This window comes from Mesorhizobium sp. M5C.F.Ca.IN.020.29.1.1 (assembly GCF_003997375.1).
In the GTDB taxonomy this organism is placed as follows: Bacteria; Pseudomonadota; Alphaproteobacteria; order Rhizobiales; family Rhizobiaceae; genus Mesorhizobium; species Mesorhizobium wenxiniae.
This window is the reverse complement of the sequence record NZ_RZSW01000099.1, coordinates 1-14,824: the sequence shown is the minus strand read 5'-3', so window position 1 is coordinate 14,824 and position 14,824 is coordinate 1. Positions and strand designations below refer to the sequence as shown.

Annotated in this window: 15 protein-coding genes; 11 read left to right on the top strand and 4 right to left on the bottom strand. The window is 62.0% G+C overall.

From position 1 onward, the window contains the following. The 3 genes from EOA85_RS10910 to EOA85_RS10900 form a co-directional block, all read left to right on the top strand. Positions 1-1,739, top strand: a 1,739-nt coding sequence (locus EOA85_RS10910) for an FAD-dependent oxidoreductase (RefSeq protein ID WP_127209417.1), incomplete at its 5' end; no start/stop codon positions are given. Between the two features lie 82 nt (positions 1,740-1,821). After that, complete coding sequence (locus EOA85_RS10905; protein ID WP_127209416.1) at positions 1,822-2,472, top strand: helix-turn-helix transcriptional regulator; 651 nt, start codon at positions 1,822-1,824, stop codon at positions 2,470-2,472. Between the two features lie 9 nt (positions 2,473-2,481). Next, positions 2,482-3,330: a thermonuclease family protein gene (locus EOA85_RS10900; protein WP_164759597.1), complete on the top strand. Its 849-nt coding sequence runs from the start codon at positions 2,482-2,484 to the stop codon at positions 3,328-3,330. Here EOA85_RS10900 and EOA85_RS10895 read toward each other — a convergent pair. Next, positions 3,293-4,942, bottom strand: coding sequence for a lysine--tRNA ligase (locus EOA85_RS10895; protein ID WP_127209414.1), 1,650 nt, complete (start codon positions 4,940-4,942; stop codon positions 3,293-3,295). The two genes, EOA85_RS10900 and EOA85_RS10895, sit on opposite strands and share 38 nt — an antisense overlap. Positions 4,943-5,109: 167 nt before the next feature. On the opposite strand from EOA85_RS10895, the gene EOA85_RS10890 reads away from it, so the two are divergent. Continuing rightward, a complete protein-coding gene (locus tag EOA85_RS10890) occupies positions 5,110-5,520 on the top strand; it encodes a tellurite resistance TerB family protein (RefSeq protein WP_164759596.1) in 411 nt (136 codons plus the stop codon). A gap of 16 nt (positions 5,521-5,536) precedes the next feature. Here EOA85_RS10890 and EOA85_RS10885 read toward each other — a convergent pair whose 3' ends face one another. Further along, positions 5,537-6,355: a transporter substrate-binding domain-containing protein gene (locus EOA85_RS10885; RefSeq protein ID WP_127209418.1), complete on the bottom strand. Its 819-nt coding sequence runs from the start codon at positions 6,353-6,355 to the stop codon at positions 5,537-5,539. Between the two features lie 289 nt (positions 6,356-6,644). Between EOA85_RS10885 and EOA85_RS10880 the strand changes: the two genes are divergently transcribed. From EOA85_RS10880 to EOA85_RS10870, 3 genes are all read left to right on the top strand, one after another. Beyond that, positions 6,645-7,376, top strand: a complete 732-nt coding sequence (locus tag EOA85_RS10880) for a LuxR family transcriptional regulator (protein ID WP_095517049.1) — start codon at positions 6,645-6,647, stop codon at positions 7,374-7,376. A 97-nt stretch (positions 7,377-7,473) separates the two neighbouring features. Next, positions 7,474-8,112 (top strand): acyl-homoserine-lactone synthase, encoded by a 639-nt coding sequence (locus EOA85_RS10875; RefSeq protein ID WP_077377404.1) that lies wholly within the window; start codon positions 7,474-7,476, stop codon positions 8,110-8,112. Between the two features lie 15 nt (positions 8,113-8,127). Further along, positions 8,128-8,874 carry an enoyl-CoA hydratase-related protein gene (locus EOA85_RS10870; RefSeq protein WP_127209413.1) on the top strand — a complete coding sequence of 249 codons (747 nt, stop codon included), beginning with the start codon at positions 8,128-8,130 and terminating at the stop codon, positions 8,872-8,874. A 70-nt stretch (positions 8,875-8,944) separates the two neighbouring features. Here the strand turns inward: EOA85_RS10870 and ppk2 are convergent, their stop codons facing one another. Further along, positions 8,945-9,853 (bottom strand): polyphosphate kinase 2, encoded by a 909-nt coding sequence (gene ppk2 / locus EOA85_RS10865; RefSeq protein WP_127209412.1) that lies wholly within the window; start codon positions 9,851-9,853, stop codon positions 8,945-8,947. Positions 9,854-10,087: 234 nt separating this feature from the next. Here ppk2 and EOA85_RS10860 point away from each other — a divergent pair, with 234 nt between their 5' ends. The 3 genes from EOA85_RS10860 to EOA85_RS10850 all read left to right on the top strand — a co-directional run bounded on the left by EOA85_RS10860 (position 10,088) and on the right by EOA85_RS10850 (position 13,291). Further along, positions 10,088-11,359, top strand: a complete 1,272-nt coding sequence (locus tag EOA85_RS10860; RefSeq protein WP_127209411.1) for an ATP-binding protein — start codon at positions 10,088-10,090, stop codon at positions 11,357-11,359. Positions 11,360-11,466: 107 nt separating this feature from the next. Next, positions 11,467-12,192 carry a phosphate signaling complex protein PhoU gene (gene phoU, locus EOA85_RS10855; protein WP_065005842.1) on the top strand — a complete coding sequence of 242 codons (726 nt, stop codon included), beginning with the start codon at positions 11,467-11,469 and terminating at the stop codon, positions 12,190-12,192. A 91-nt stretch (positions 12,193-12,283) separates the two neighbouring features. Then, positions 12,284-13,291, top strand: coding sequence for a magnesium and cobalt transport protein CorA (locus EOA85_RS10850; protein WP_065005841.1), 1,008 nt, complete (start codon positions 12,284-12,286; stop codon positions 13,289-13,291). Positions 13,292-13,398: 107 nt separating this feature from the next. Here EOA85_RS10850 and EOA85_RS10845 read toward each other — a convergent pair whose 3' ends face one another. Continuing rightward, a complete protein-coding gene (locus tag EOA85_RS10845; RefSeq protein ID WP_029356837.1) occupies positions 13,399-13,917 on the bottom strand; it encodes a GcrA family cell cycle regulator in 519 nt (172 codons plus the stop codon). Between the two features lie 354 nt (positions 13,918-14,271). On the opposite strand from EOA85_RS10845, the gene EOA85_RS10840 reads away from it, so the two are divergent. Further along, positions 14,272-14,824: aminotransferase class III-fold pyridoxal phosphate-dependent enzyme (locus EOA85_RS10840; protein WP_127209410.1), on the top strand; the 553-nt coding region annotated here is incomplete at its 3' end.

Here is a 14,824-nt window from a genome sequence, read left to right as displayed (position 1 = left end):
GCGGCACCCAGCGCGTGCCGCGGCTGACCGACCAGCAGCAGGCGCTGCAGATGCTGACCTCCGGCCAGACGCTGTCGCCGCAGAAGGCCAAGTCGATGGGCCTGATCCACGAGATCGCCGAGCCGCAGAAGCTGGTCGAGACCGCCAAGGCCATGATCAGAAATGGCTTGAAACCGGTGGCGCCGTGGGACGAGAAGGGCTTCAAGCTGCCCGGCGGCCCGGTCTATTCGGTGGCCGGCGCCAATCTGTGGCCTCCGGCAATCGCCATCCTGCGTCGCGAGACCCATGGCAACTACCCTGCCGCCGCCGCCATCCTGAAATGCGTCTATGAAGGCCTGCTGGTGCCGTTCGACATCGCCTTGCGCATCGAGCAGCGTTATTTCACCGAGATCATGCAGACCAGGGAAGCAGCGGCGATGATCCGCTCGCTGTTCGTGTCGCTGCAGGAACTGAACAAGGGTGCACGCCGCCCGGCCGGCGTGCCGGAAACCAAGTTCAAGAAGATCGGCGTGCTCGGCGCCGGCTTCATGGGCGCCGGCATCGCCTATGTTACGGCCAAGGCCGGCATTCCAGTGGTGCTGCTCGACCGCGACATGGAAGCTGCCGCCAAGGGCAAGGCGCATTCGGACGGCCTGATCTCGGATCAGGTCAGGAAGGGCCGCGCCAAGCCAGAGGACAAGGACAGGCTGCTGTCGCTGATCACGCCGACGGCAGACTATGCCGACCTCGCAGGCTGCGACCTGGTGGTCGAGGCGGTGTTCGAGGATTCGGGCGTCAAGAAGGACGCCACCGAAAGGGCGGAGGCCATGCTGAAGCCGTCGGCGGTCTTCGCGTCGAACACGTCCACCATCCCGATCACGTCGCTGGCGAAGAATTCGGCGCGGCCGAAGAATTTCATCGGCATCCATTTCTTCTCGCCGGTCGACAAGATGATGCTGGTCGAGATCATTTTGGGCAAGAAGACGGGCGACAAGGCGCTGGCCGCCGCGATCGACTTCGTCCGCGCCATCAAGAAGACGCCGATCGTCGTCAACGACACGCGCGGCTTCTACGTCAACCGCTGCGTGCTGCGCTACATGTCGGAAGCCTACAAGATGCTGATCGAGGGCGTTCCGGCGCCGATGATCGAGAATGCGGCGAAGGCCGCCGGCATGCCGGTCGGTCCTTTGGCGCTCACGGACGAAACGGCGATCGACCTCGCGCAGAAGATCATGAAGCAGACCATGCGCGATCTCGGCGAAAACGCGGTCGACCCGAAGCAGATGGCGCTGATCAACACGCTGGTCGATACGCATGGTCGCTTTGGCCGCAAGAACGGCAAGGGTTTTTACGACTATCCGCAAAAGCCTGCCAAGAAGAAGTTGTGGCCGGGCCTGAAGGATCTCTATCGGCAGTTGGCGCCGGAAAAGGTCGACTATGAGGAACTGAAGCAGCGGCTCCTGGTCACCATCGCGCTAGAGGCGGCGCGGGTGATGGAGGAGGGCATCGTCACCGATCCGCGCGAAGCCGATGTCGGCTCGATCCTCGCCTTCGGCTTCGCGCCCTTTACCGGCGGCGTGCTGTCCTACATCGACGGCATCGGCTCAAAGAAATTCGTCAAGATCGCCAAGGGCCTGCAAAAGAAGTACGGCGCCGAGTTCAAGGCGCCGAAGCTCCTGCTCAACATGGCGGAGAAGGGCGAGACTTTCTACGAACGCTTCGATCCCTATGCCAGGAGCGAAGCCAAGAAGGCGGCGTGACGCCGCCTTCGGTGGTGGACAAAATCACGGCCACCGGTTAGAACGGAGAAGGTATTTTTTCCTGTTCTGAAGGAGAGCAAAAGTGCTCTCGCATGACCGCGTATGGGCCGCCATCGATGCTCTCGCCGAGCGCTATTCGCTCTCGGCCTCCGGGCTGGCGAAGCGAGCGGGCCTTGATTCGACTGCCTTCAACAAGTCGAAGCGGCTGTCCTCGGACGGGCGGCCGCGCTGGCCGTCGACCGAATCGCTGGCCAAGATCATCGAGGCGACGGGCGCCTCGCTCGACGAATTCACGGGACTGGTCGAAGGCCGCGGCAAGCCCGTTCCCGGATCTTTGCCCCCACAGAGGTCTTCGGTGCCGCTGCTCGGCTTCGCCCAGGCCGGCGCCGGCGGCTTCTTCGATGATGCCGGTTTTCCGGCGGGGCAGGGCTGGGACCTGATCGAGCTTCCGGCACAGGCGACCGAAACCTCCTATGCGCTGCAGGTCCAGGGCGATTCCATGCTGCCGCTCTACCGCAATGGCGATGTGCTGATCGTCGAGCCGGGCGCTGCCACCCGCAAGGGCGACCGGGTCGTCGTCAAGACCAATGCCGGCGAGGTCATGGCCAAGGTGCTGGACCGTCAGTCGTCGAAGTCGATCATGCTGGTCTCGCTCAATCCCGATCACCCGGACCGCGACATCCCTATGCGCGATGTCGAATGGGTGGCGCGGATTGTCTGGGCAAGCCAGTAGGGGCCGCCAGTGCGTCCGCTTCATGCAGCTGCTGCGGTGTTGACGATCTTGGTAATGGGGGCCGCGATCGGCGCCGGCGGCCGCGCCGTGCTTCAAGGCGAAAACGGCCGTGTCGCGGCTCGAGCGCAGGCCGGCATGGCGGCGCAATCCGACGCGCCTGCCACCGCCGCGAACCCGCGCCCCAAAGCGGCGAGGCCGGAGGCGCATTCCAGGGCCATCGATCCCGAGGTCGTCGCGCCGCCGCCGCTTCAGCCCGAAGAGCTTGAACGGGTCGAGCCGCGCGCGCCGCTGAGTGACCTAGCGCTGGCCAAACCGCCCAAATTGAAAATGCCCGACGACTGGAACGGGACAAAACTGTTCCAGCCGGTTGCGCCGGCCGCCGGTATGATCGAGGCCAAGGGCTACTCGGTCGCGATTTCGGGTATCGACATCGTCAGGCAGGACGAGACTTGCGCCGATGGCGGCAAGTCCTGGACGTGCGGCAGCCGGGCGCGAACGGCGTTCCGTGCTTTCCTACGCGGCCGGGCGGTGGTTTGCGCGGTGCCGCCCGAAGGCGGCCGCGACCTGATCGCCGCCGAATGCCGCGTTGGCAACCAGGATGTCGGTCAGTGGTTGATCGAAAACGGCTGGGCGCGCGCAGCCGAGGGTGGCCCTTACGTCGAGGCCGGCGAGAAGGCGCGTACGGCGATGAAGGGCATTTTCGGGCCGGCGCCCAGTCTCGCCGGCCTGCCTCCGGCACCAGCACCTGTCGCGGCAGCGCAGCCGACGCAGCTGATTCTCGATCCGTCGGCGACGGCTACGCCGCCAACCGAGACGACGGCTACGCCGCCAGCTGACCAGCCAGCGCCTTCTGAATGAGCGCGCGGGTTTCTGCGATGCCGTAGAGCGCGGCGAAGGAACCGAAGCGTGGGCCGCGCTCCTGTCCGATCAGCACCTGGTAGATCATCTGGAAAAAGGCGACAGAGACGCCCGGCCCGCCCTCCGGGCTCTGCTTCGAATGGTCCTGATAGCGTTCAATCTTGCGCGCGACGTTTAGGGCTGCATTCTGGATCACCTCGCCATTGGCATCTGGCGGCAACGCGGCGAGCGCCTCGGACAGTTTCGTCAGCGCCTCGCGCTCGACCGCGTCGGCGGCCCGGTACACCTTGGCCGGCTTCACGAAATCGTCGAAATAGCGGATCGCATATTCGGCCAGCCGGTCGAGCTCGGGATGGGTCCTCGGCGTCACGCCCGATGTGTGGCGCGAAATGAACCCCCACAGCACGTCCTTGTTCTGGGCGTTCGAGGCGCTGACCAGATTGAGCATCAGCGCGAACGACACCGGCAGGTCGACGACAGGCGGGTTACCGTCATGCATGTGCCAGACGGGATTTCCCAGCCGCTCCTTCCACTCCTGCCGGCGATAGGCGGACAAAAAGGCGTAATACTCGTCCACCGCCTTCGGAATGACGTCGAAATAGAGCTTCTTTGCCTGCCGCGGCCGCTGGTACATGTAGAGTTCGAGGCTTTCGGTCGGCGCGTAGGTCAGCCACTCGTCTATGGTCAGTCCGTTGCCCTTCGACTTCGAAATCTTCTGGCCGTTCTCGTCCAGGAACAGCTCGTAGACGAAATGCTCCGGCGCGCGCCCGCCCAGGATATTGCAGATACGGTCGTAGATCACCGCATTCGTCTGGTGGTCTTTGCCGAACATTTCGAAATCGACGCCGAGCGCCGCCCAGCGCATGCCGAAATCCGGCTTCCATTGCAGCTTCACCCTGCCGCCGGTTATGGGCAGCGTGGTTTCGGTGCCGTCATCATCGAAGGTGATAGTGCCGGCCTTGGCGTCGATACGCTTCATGGGGACGTAAAGCACGCGGCCACTTTTGGGGGAAATCGGCAAAAACGGACTGTAGGTCGCCTGACGCTCCACTCCGAGCGTCGGCAGCATCACGTCCATAATCTTATCGAAACGTTCGGCAGCGCGCAGCAGAACGTCGTCGAAACGGCCAGCCTTGTAGTATTCCGTCGCGCTGGCGAACTCGTAGTCGAAGCCGAACGTGTCCAGGAAACGGCAAAGCATTGCGTTGTTGTGGTCTGCGAAGCTCGCATAGTCGCCGCCGAAAGGGTTGGGGACGGACGAGAGCGGCTTGTGCAGGTGCGGCTCGAGTGCGGCGCGATCAGGGACGTTGTCCGGAATCTTCCGCATGCCGTCCATGTCGTCGGAAAAGCACAATATTTTGGTCTTGATCGCGTCCCGGGTGAGGACGCGGAAGGCATGGCGCACCATCGAGGTGCGTGCGACCTCGCCGAAAGTACCGATGTGCGGCAGCCCCGACGGACCGTAGCCGGTCTCAAACAGAACGGTCTCGGGAAAATCAGTGTCTTTGTAGCGCTCGACGATCTTTCTGGCTTCTTCGAACGGCCACGCCTTGCTTTCAGCCGCTGCCGCAAGCACCTCGGGATTGAGATCGACGATGTTTGATCCCGCCATGTCACTGTTTTCCAAATCGTTCGCCGGCATCACCGCAAAAGGGGCCGGAAGAGGTTTTCAACCGGTCTCTAGGCGTGCCTGCCGTGGGCGTCAACGATCGCGGCTCTTTTTCCTTGCGGCGTCGGTGCCGCGTTCCTAACTTCGGAGCCCGTTTGAGGAGTTTTTAAATGTCTTTGCCGCCGCATGAAGCCCTGATCTATCTGATGGTCATCACCTCCGCGTCCGATCGCGACATGACCGATGTCGAACTGGCGCGGATCGGCGACGTCGTCCGCTCATGGCCGGTGTTCGAGGATTTCGACCACGACCGGCTGGTCGGCGTCGCCCAGGACTGCCAAAAGATGCTGCACGAAAAGGACGGGCTGGAAGGCGTTTTGGCGCGGGTCGTTGAAGCACTGCCCGAACGCCTGCTTGATACCGCCTATGCCGCAGCCTTCGAGGTTGCGGCCGTCGACCTCGAAATGCGTTTGGAGGAGGTGAGGGTGCTGCAGCTTATCCGTCGCCAACTCGATCTCGACACGCTCACCGTCGCCGCCATCGCCCGTGCCGCCAAGGCCCGCCTGCGTACGCTGAACTGATCCAGGCCCTGAGGGATCAGAAGAAGCTGACCGGAAAATAGCGCAGGTAGAATTCGGCGAAGGTGCCTTTCACCGAAATCTCCTGCAGCGCGTAGTCGAACGCAGCGGCCAGCGCCGGATCGTTGGCCCTGGTGGCGATGGCCATGCCCGAGCCCAGATATTCTGGCGCCAGATACGGGCCGCCGGCAAAGCGGCAGCAAGCTGCCGCATCCGACCCCCCCAGCCAGAAGGCGAAGCGCATGCCGTCGCCGAAGGCGCCGTCGACCTTGCCAGCCTTGAGGTCATCGTAGAGCTCTTCCGGCCGGTCGAAGGGGACGACCTGAACGGTGCCGAAATAATCGCGCAGCATCCGCTCATGCGCGGACCCGGCGACCACGCCGACGCGCTTGCCGCGCAGTCTGTCGAAGATCGGTTCCGTGAGCGCCTTTGTCTTCGGCATGATGAAGCGCGCCGGAAACTGCAGGTAGGAACGTGAGAAGGCATATTTCGACCGCGACTCCGGTGTGGCGGCGATGCCGGCAATGATCGCTTCACCTTCGCCCTTCTGCAGCGCTCCTTCGAGCTCGGCCCAAGGCAGCGCCTGGATCTGGCATTTTTCCGCGATGCCGAGTTCGGCGCAGATGGCGCGCGCCAGATCGACGTGGAAGCCGGACAAGCGACCCGCTCCGTCGAGGAAGTTGAACGGCGGGAAATCGGTGGTGGTCAGGAATCTCAGACGCGGCAGCGCGGAAAGGTCAGGCTTCGGCAGTCGCTCCTTGGCATCCCACAGCACCGGCACTTGCAGCTCCGCGGCTCGCGCTCCCGCGAGCCACTGTGGTCCCGTCATTGCCAGCATCAAGACGATGGTTGTCCACCGAATTGCCACGATCGAGCTCCGCCCTGTCCTGTCCAATGTGGCTTTTGGTACGAAAATGCCACAGGCACAACGGTTTTTGATTTCATCATGCCGATTTAGGGTTATGCTTCAGCGAGCTTGCAAACATGTGGGGCGTCGGCTGGAGGGTAGCCGCAAGGCGCTGCAAACAGAGAGGAGCAGGTTTGTAATCCGGGGTCGATGGCAAAGTGCGGGTCAAGCACTAGACCGTTGATCTCAACGCGGAAGGCAACATGGGGTAGATGTTGCAATGGGCCACTTCGATCGCACACTGGAATTCATAGATCAGCTGCAGCACGCCAATACGGCGGCTGCGGTCTGCGAAAAACTGCTTGGCATAACCTCGGAGTTCGGTCTGACGGCACTTATGGCCGGGACGGTTCCGCAACCGGGCACGCCAAGAGGCCAGCAAAAGGACCATGTGCTGCTTTGCGAGTGGCCGGGAGAATGGCTGGAGCGCTATGTGGCGCGCAACTATGTTGACCACGACCCCGTCGTCAGCCACATGAAGCAGCTTCAGGCGCCGTTCCAGTGGCGGGAGGCGTCTCAGGGCATCCGCATCGACAAGAGCAGCGGCGAAGTGATGGGCGACGCCGGCGAATTCAAGCTGCGCGACGGATTGGCCTTCCCGCTGATCACGCTCGATGGCCAGATCGTCATGGTGTCGCTGGGCGGCGAGGCCGTCGAATTGTCGGGCGCCGAGTTTGGGCTGGTGTCGCTGGTGGCGACCTATGCGATTGGCCGCGCCATGCAGATCCACACGATGGCGGCCAAGACCATCGACCACGTCGAACTGACGCCGCGTGAGCGCGAATGCATGCAATGGGCCGCCGTCGGCAAGTCCGAATGGGAGATCTCACAGATTCTCGGCATTTCGGAACACACGTCAGAGAAACACCTTCTTAACGCCAAAAGCAAACTCGGTGCCGTCAACCGGGTACAGGCGGTCGCGGAAGCGATAAGGCGCGGCTATATTAGCTAGCTCGGCCGTGCCGGCCTAGAAATTCTTGCATACGTGATCGCGTAATTTTCTCGGGACAGCCCGGCCGTATCTTCCTATTGAACCTAGGAGACGGCAGATGCTTTTTTCCCTTACCACACAGGAACTTATGGAACGTCCCGACCTTTGGGAGGCCGTTCATCGTTTACGCTACAAGATTTTCGTCGAGGAGATGGGGTGGACAGATCTGCAGCGCCCCGATGGCCTTGAGATCGATCAGTTCGACCATGATGAGGCGGTGCATCAGCTCGTCATCCGCAATGGCGAACTCGCCGGTTATCAGCGGATGTTGCCGACCACGCGGGCGCATCTTCTGACCGAGGTGCTGGCGGACCTCTATGAAGGGACGCCGCCATCCGGGCCGAACGTGTGGGAACTGACCCGCTATGCGGTGGCGCCGGGCTTTCGTGACGGCAAGCGCGGCGTCTCGACGGTCGGCACCGAGCTCATTGCCGGCTTCGTCGAGTGGGGGCTGAAGCGGAACGTCAACCAGGTGATCATCGAGTTCGAGCCGATGTGGGTTCTGCGGGCGCTGCAGTTGCACTTCCTGGCGAAGCCGCTTGGCTACCAGCGCACCTATGGCAACCAGCAGGTCGTCGCGACGCTGCTCACCTTCAACGAGCATACGCTTGAGGTGGTGCGCTCGCGTCGCAGTCATTTCGCGCCGGTGCTGGCCAGGGGTTATCCCGACAGGCTCGGAATGAGGCAGGCCTCGTGAGAATTGGAGACAGCCATGAACATCCAACCGCAAACAGAGTTCCGCAATCATACGCTGATCGTCACGGTATCGTCGGATGACGGCCGGCCGGTGCTGGACGGGCGAGCCTATGAAAGCCTGGCCAAGATCTTCCACGAAGCCGCAATCGACGATGATGTGCGCGTCGTGGTGCTGCGCGGCCTCGCCGGCTGCTTCTGCCTCGGCGGCGATTTTTCAGAATTCCTCGACGCCACCAAGCATCAACGATTGATCGCCGCCGTCACCGATATGTTCCGCACATTGGCGACGTTCCCCAAACCGGTCCTTGCCTGTGTCGACGGCGACGCCGTCGGCGTCGGCTGCACCATCCTGTTCCATTGCGACATGGTGATCGCATCTGATGAAAGCACGTTCCGGGTGCCGTTCGTCGATTTCGGCCTCGTGCCGGACGCGGCGACCAGCATCCTGGCGCCGCAGAAACTCGGTTATGCCGGCGCCTTTCGCTTCTTCTGCCTGGGCGACACGCTCAGTGCCGAGGACGCCAGGATGCTTGGCCTGGTCACGGAGATAGTGGTGGGCGATGTCGAGGAAGCCGCACTTGGCAGAGCCAGGCAACTCGCCAAGAAGCCGGTCGCCGCACTGCTGCAGACGCGCGACCTGCTCAAGGGCGACACAGGCGCGCTCTGCGATCGCATCGACCAGGAGATTTCGCTGTTTCAGCAGGCTTTGCAGGACGATACCACGCTGAAGCGGCTGCAGCGGATTGCCCGGCTGGCGGCATGAGAAGTCATTCGGCAGAATGACAGGAATATCCGGAATCGTGCCGCGCGTCGTTGGGGCGCGCGGCAGTGCTTCAGGCCTGTGGTCCCAGGAACGAAGGCCCTTCCCCGATAATTTTCTTGTCTTCCTTGCCGATGGCGTCGAGATCGCGGCCGTCATAGGGAAGCGACAACAGGATGCGTCGGATGATGGCAAGTCGCGCGCGCCGCTTGTCATTGGCCCGCACGATGATCCAAGGCGCGAATTCCTCGTGCGTGCGTTCGAACATGAGGTCGCGCGCTTTGGTGTAGTCGTCCCATTTGGTGATGCCGGCAATGTCGATCGGCGAGAATTTCCAGCTCTTCAAAGGACTCCAGCGGCGATCGTGAAACCGCTCAAGCTGTGTTTCCCGACCGATGTTCAACCAGAATTTGAAGAAATGGATGCCCTCGTTGCAGATCATCCGTTCAAAATACGGCGTCTCGTCCAGGAATTTCTCATGCTGCTCCGGCGTGCAGAAGCCCATGACCGGCTCGACGCCGGCGCGATTATACCAGGAGCGGTCGAAGGTGACGAACTCGCCGGATGTCGGAAAGTGCGCGACATAGCGCTGGTAATACCATTGCCCGAGTTCGGTCGGGGTCGGCTTGGTCAGCGCAACGTTGCGCGCTGTCCTGGGGTTCATGTATTGGCGCAGCGCGAAGATCGTGCCGCCCTTGCCTGCGGCATCGCGTCCTTCGAACAGCGACATCACGCGCCCGCCCGTCGATTGCAGCCATGCCTGTGCCTTGACCAGCTCGATCTGCAGCCGCTCGAGCGTCTCGTCATACTCGTCGCTTTTCATTTTCTTGTCGTAGGGGTAGCCGCCCGCGGTCAGCTTGTTGTGTTCGACCCAGTCCGGAAGCTTGGGATCCTCGATGTCGAACTCGAGCGCCTTGCCGTCGATGCGGATCTTCAGCGGACCTGGAACGGGCGCGGCGGCATCTTCCTTGGAGTTTTTCATCGAGACGAACCTTTCCAGTTTCCGGACTCATGCTATTGGGAGCCTTACTGCATCGGCCCGAAAATCGGAATCGATTTCGGAAAGAACGATGCAGCAGATTGAGAGTGGTAGAGCGTCCTTTGTGCGTCCAATTGGACGCACGGCGCTCTAGCGCCGGTCCAGCGGGAAGTTCCACCCGACCGGCCGGGTGGGGGCGGAGGCGCAGTGCGCGCGAATGGCTGACAATGGCTGACAATGGCTGACATGGGCGGCGCAGAACAGCGAAGCACGGCGCAACTGGTCACTACCCGGTTGTGGAACAGCCGCTGGCTGCTGGCCGCCGGCATTGTCGCGGTCCTGACCGTCTATGGTTTCGCAGACACGTCCGGCTATGTGGTGCTGCTGGCATGTGCCGTACTGCTGCTTGCCGCCGCGATGTTGCCGGCCAGCGTTGCGCGCCAGTCCGCGGAGGATGCCGCGGCGATCGAGGCGGGCGGGCTACAACAGCTGTCGGGAGAATATCTGGCGGCCGCCGTTGCCGATCCGCTGATCATCTTCGATCGCACCGCCACGATCGTCCATGCCAACGCCGCCGCCTTCGCCGCCTTCGGCGGCATCGCACCGGGCATGTCGCTGTCGCTGAAATTCCGGGCGCCCGAGATGCAGGCTTTGCTGGACAGTATTTTATCGGGCGCCGCCGCTTCGGATGTCGTTGACTATACCGAAAAGCTGCCGGTCGAACGGGCCTATCGGGTGAGTGCGTCGTCTGTCGGCCACGGCACCGACCTCTATGTGCTGGTCTTCAAAGACCAGAGCGAGGCGCGCCGGATCGACCGGATGCGCGCCGACTTCATCGCCAATGCCAGCCACGAACTGCGCACCCCGCTCGCCTCGATCTCCGGCTTCATCGAGACGCTGCGCGGCCCGGCCCGCAACGACTCGGCGGCGCGCGAGCAGTTCCTGCAGATCATGCAGAACCAGACCGGCCGCATGGCGCGCCTGATCGACGACCTGCTGTCGCTGTCGCGGCTGGAGATGAAACCCTATCTGAAGCCGGGAACCGAGGTCGATCTCCGCCAGACCCTCGACAGCGTCATCGATTCGCTTGGGCCGCTTGCCAGGGAAAACGGCGTTGTCATCGAGCGGGATTTCGCAGAAGGGCCGCTTGATGTACCCGGGGATCGCGATGAACTTTTCCAGGTTTTCGAAAACTTGCTCGAAAACGCCTGCAAATACGGACAGTCGGGTGGACGCGTCGTGGTGACGATTGCTCACAGCAATGACGGTCCAGAACCGGGCATCGACGTCACCATCCGGGACTTCGGTCCCGGCATTCCCGAGGAGCACATCCCGCGCATCACCGAACGCTTCTACCGCATTGATGTCGAAAACAGCCGGACCCAGAAAGGCACCGGCCTTGGCCTGTCCATCGTCAAGCATATCCTGACGCGCCACAACGCCAGGCTCTCGATCAAGTCGGAGGTCGGCAAAGGCGCAGCCTTCTCGGTTCATTTGCCGGCGCACTGACGCCGCACTATCTGCTAACAAGCCGTTTCTTTTTTCTGTCATCCGGCTAGCGTATCAGCGGAGGATTCGAGGAACGACTCGGCCACAGATCCCGGGAAGGCATTTCCATGCAGTCCGTGCACATCGTCAGCGCCTATGACGAGGAACTGAAATATCTGTCGAAGCGCATCGCCGCGATGGGCGGGCATGCCGAACGCATGGTCGAACAGGCGATCGCGGCCCTGGTCAACGCCGACCCCGGCCTTGCCCAGAAAGTCATCCGTGACGATTCTGTTCTGGACGAAGGGCAGCGCGAGATCGACGACAAGGCGATCATCATCATCGCTAAGCGCCAGCCGATGGCGACGGATTTGCGCGAGATCGTCGGCGCGATCCGCATCTCGGCGGACCTCGAACGGGTCGGCGACCTCGGCAAGAATGTCGCCAAGCGCGTGGTTGCCGTCATAGAAGGGCGCCAGCCGACCAGCCTGTTCCGCGGCATTGAGGCCTTGGCCGACCTGGCGTTGACGCAGCTCAAGGAAGTGCTCGACGTCTACGCGTCGCGCTCGGTGGAAAAAATCGGCTTCGTGCGTGATCGAGATGATCAGATCGATGCCGTGTACACCTCGCTGTTTCGCGAGTTGCTGACGTACATGATGGAAGATCCGCGCAACATTACGCCTTGCACGCACCTGCTGTTTTGCGCCAAGAATATCGAGCGGATCGGCGATCATGCCACCAATATCGCCGAGACGATCTACTACATCGTCACCGGCGACCAGATGCCGGCCGAGCGGCCGAAGGGCGACAAGACAGACAAGATTGTTGTCCCGGGAGCGCCACCCGCGAAGTGAACGGCTGCCTCTCGAACCCATTGCTGATTTAGGCTAAGCTTTACCGAACGTTCCTGATCCTGACCCGAGGCCATGCCTCCAGGAGGTAGCGATGGAAACCGTTCGGAACCTGACGCCGGCCCCGCCGACATCGGCCATCATCGCTTCCAGCGTCTATACCGCCGGCCGGCGTGTCGCCGACATTCCGATCGAGGAAGCTGGCGAATGGGCCAAGAAGCCAGGTCATGTCGTCTGGATCGGCCTGCTGGAGCCGGACCGCAACCTGTTGCTTCGCGTCCAGGCGCAATTCCATCTGCACGATCTGGCGATTGAGGACGCCGAGCATCCGCATCAGCGGCCGAAGATCGAGCAATATGGCGATGCGTTGTTCATCGTTGCCCGCACGGCTCAACTGATCGACAGGCGCGTCACCTTCGGTGAGACGCATCTGTTCGTCGGCGCCGGCTATATCGTCAGCGTCAGGCACGGTCCGTCGACTTCTTATGCCGCCGTTCGCCAGCATTGGGAAAGCTGCCCGCTTTCGCTGGCCAAGGGCGAGGATTTCGTCCTCTATGCCATTCTCGATTTCATCGTCGACAACTACATGCCGGTGCTCGAGCAGATCGAGGACGAGGTCGAGGCGATCGAGGACAAGGTCCTGCTAAGGCCTATGACTGGAACTGATATCGAGCGGCTCTATATGCTGCGCCGCGATCTGTTGCGCTTGCGCAATGCGGCGCTGCCGCTGGTGGAGGTCTGCCGCCGGCTGACCAGCGCCGACCTGCCGCAGATCCACGCAGCCATGCACCCGTTGTTTCGGGACGTGACAGATCATATCCGCACCGTGCAGGAAAAGATCGACAGTTTGCGGGAGGTTCTCGCCTTTGCCTTCGAGGCCAGCCTCCTGGTGGGCCAGAGCCAGGAAACGGCGAACACCAAGAAATTGGCCTCGTGGGCTGCCATCTTGGCGGTGCCGACGGCGCTCGCCGGCATCTACGGCATGAATTTCGACGACATGCCGGAACTGAAGATGGAATATGGCTACCCGCTCGTGCTGGCTGCGATCGCTGCGATCTGCTCTTTCCTGTACTGGCGTTTTCGCAAGAATGGGTGGCTGTGAAAGAGAAGGGAGTAGGGCCGTAAGGGAGTATGTAGTGCGTTGCCAAGGCTCGCACTCACAAAGCCTAATCTTTACCTACTCCCATACTGCCCTACTCCCCTATTGCCTTATCTACTCCGCCGCCGCTCTGATGCGGGCTGGAACGCAATTCGGGCGTGGTACTTGCAATAGGGTCCGGTTTCGGCCGCGTCGTTGCCGCAGAAATGAAACTCTTCCGAAAGCGGATCGCCATTCGGCCATTTGCATGTCCGCTCGGTTAACTCGACGAGTTGCAGATGCCGCGAGATCGGCACGACGACGTTCTCGACCGGACGGACGTAATGACGCGCCACCGGTGCGGTGTCGAATTGCGCCTGCAGCGCGGTCGCGCCGATCGACGTGGTGATATGCCGCGCAGTGCTCGCCGCCCGCGACACCGATTTCTGGACGCTCGATCCTTGCACGCTCTTTTTCTGGCGTGCCGGCGTGGCGGTCGAGCGTCCGCGGCCCGACAGTTTCAGCCGATGCACCTTGCCGATGACGGCATTGCGGCTGACGCCCCCGAGCTGTGCGGCGATCTGGCTGGCGCTCAGTCCCTCCGACCACAACTTTCTAAGAAGTTCGACCCGCTCGTCAGTCCAGTTCATGAGACCGCGCTCCTGCTGAAATGTGCGGCGATCGGAATCCTTCCACGATCCGGCTTCCGCCGGGCAGACACCACATATATCGGGTGATTAGGTCCGCCGCACGAAATCTAGTTATTTCTCGACTACAATTACCTTATGCGCTGACTCGGTGACAAGAGTCCGAGGGCCAACACGATTCGGTTTTTTCGGTTTTCCCCAACTTGCCCGGTCGCTGATGAGCCGGCGTCTTGCTGGAGAGCTTGCCGCGCGTCCTCGCGCGACGTTTTCGTTGACTTCATGGCCGAAAAACACGATAAGCCGCAAAGGCCGCCGCTTTGGCGGCTTTTTGATTTTCCGGTTCCGGAGACGCATATAATGAGCGGTTCGGCGCTTTTCGAGACCTTTACCCGCGCACCCCTGGCCTTCGACCATGGGGAAGGCACTTGGCTGGTCACCGACAAGGGCGAGCGATATCTCGATTTTGGCGGTGGTGTCGCCGTGAATTCGCTGGGCCACAGCCATCCGCATTTGGTCTCGGCACTCACCGAGCAGGCGGCCAAGGTCTGGCACGTCTCCAACCTCTACGAGATTCCGGGGCAGAGCCGTCTGGGCGAGCGGCTGGCCGACGCCACCTTCGCCGACAAGGTGTTCTTCACCAATTCCGGCGCCGAGGCGCTGGAATGCGCCATCAAGACGGCGCGGCGCTACCACTTCGTCAAGGGCCATCCCGAGCGCTTTCGCATCATCACCTTCGAAGGCGCCTTTCATGGCCGCACGCTGGCGACCATCGCCGCCGGCGGCCAGTATAAATACCTGGAAGGCTTCGGACCTAAGGTCGAAGGTTTCGACCAGGTCGGCTTCGGCGAAATCGACGCCGCCGAAAAGGCGATCACCCCCGAGACCGCCGCGATACTGATCGAGCCGGTGC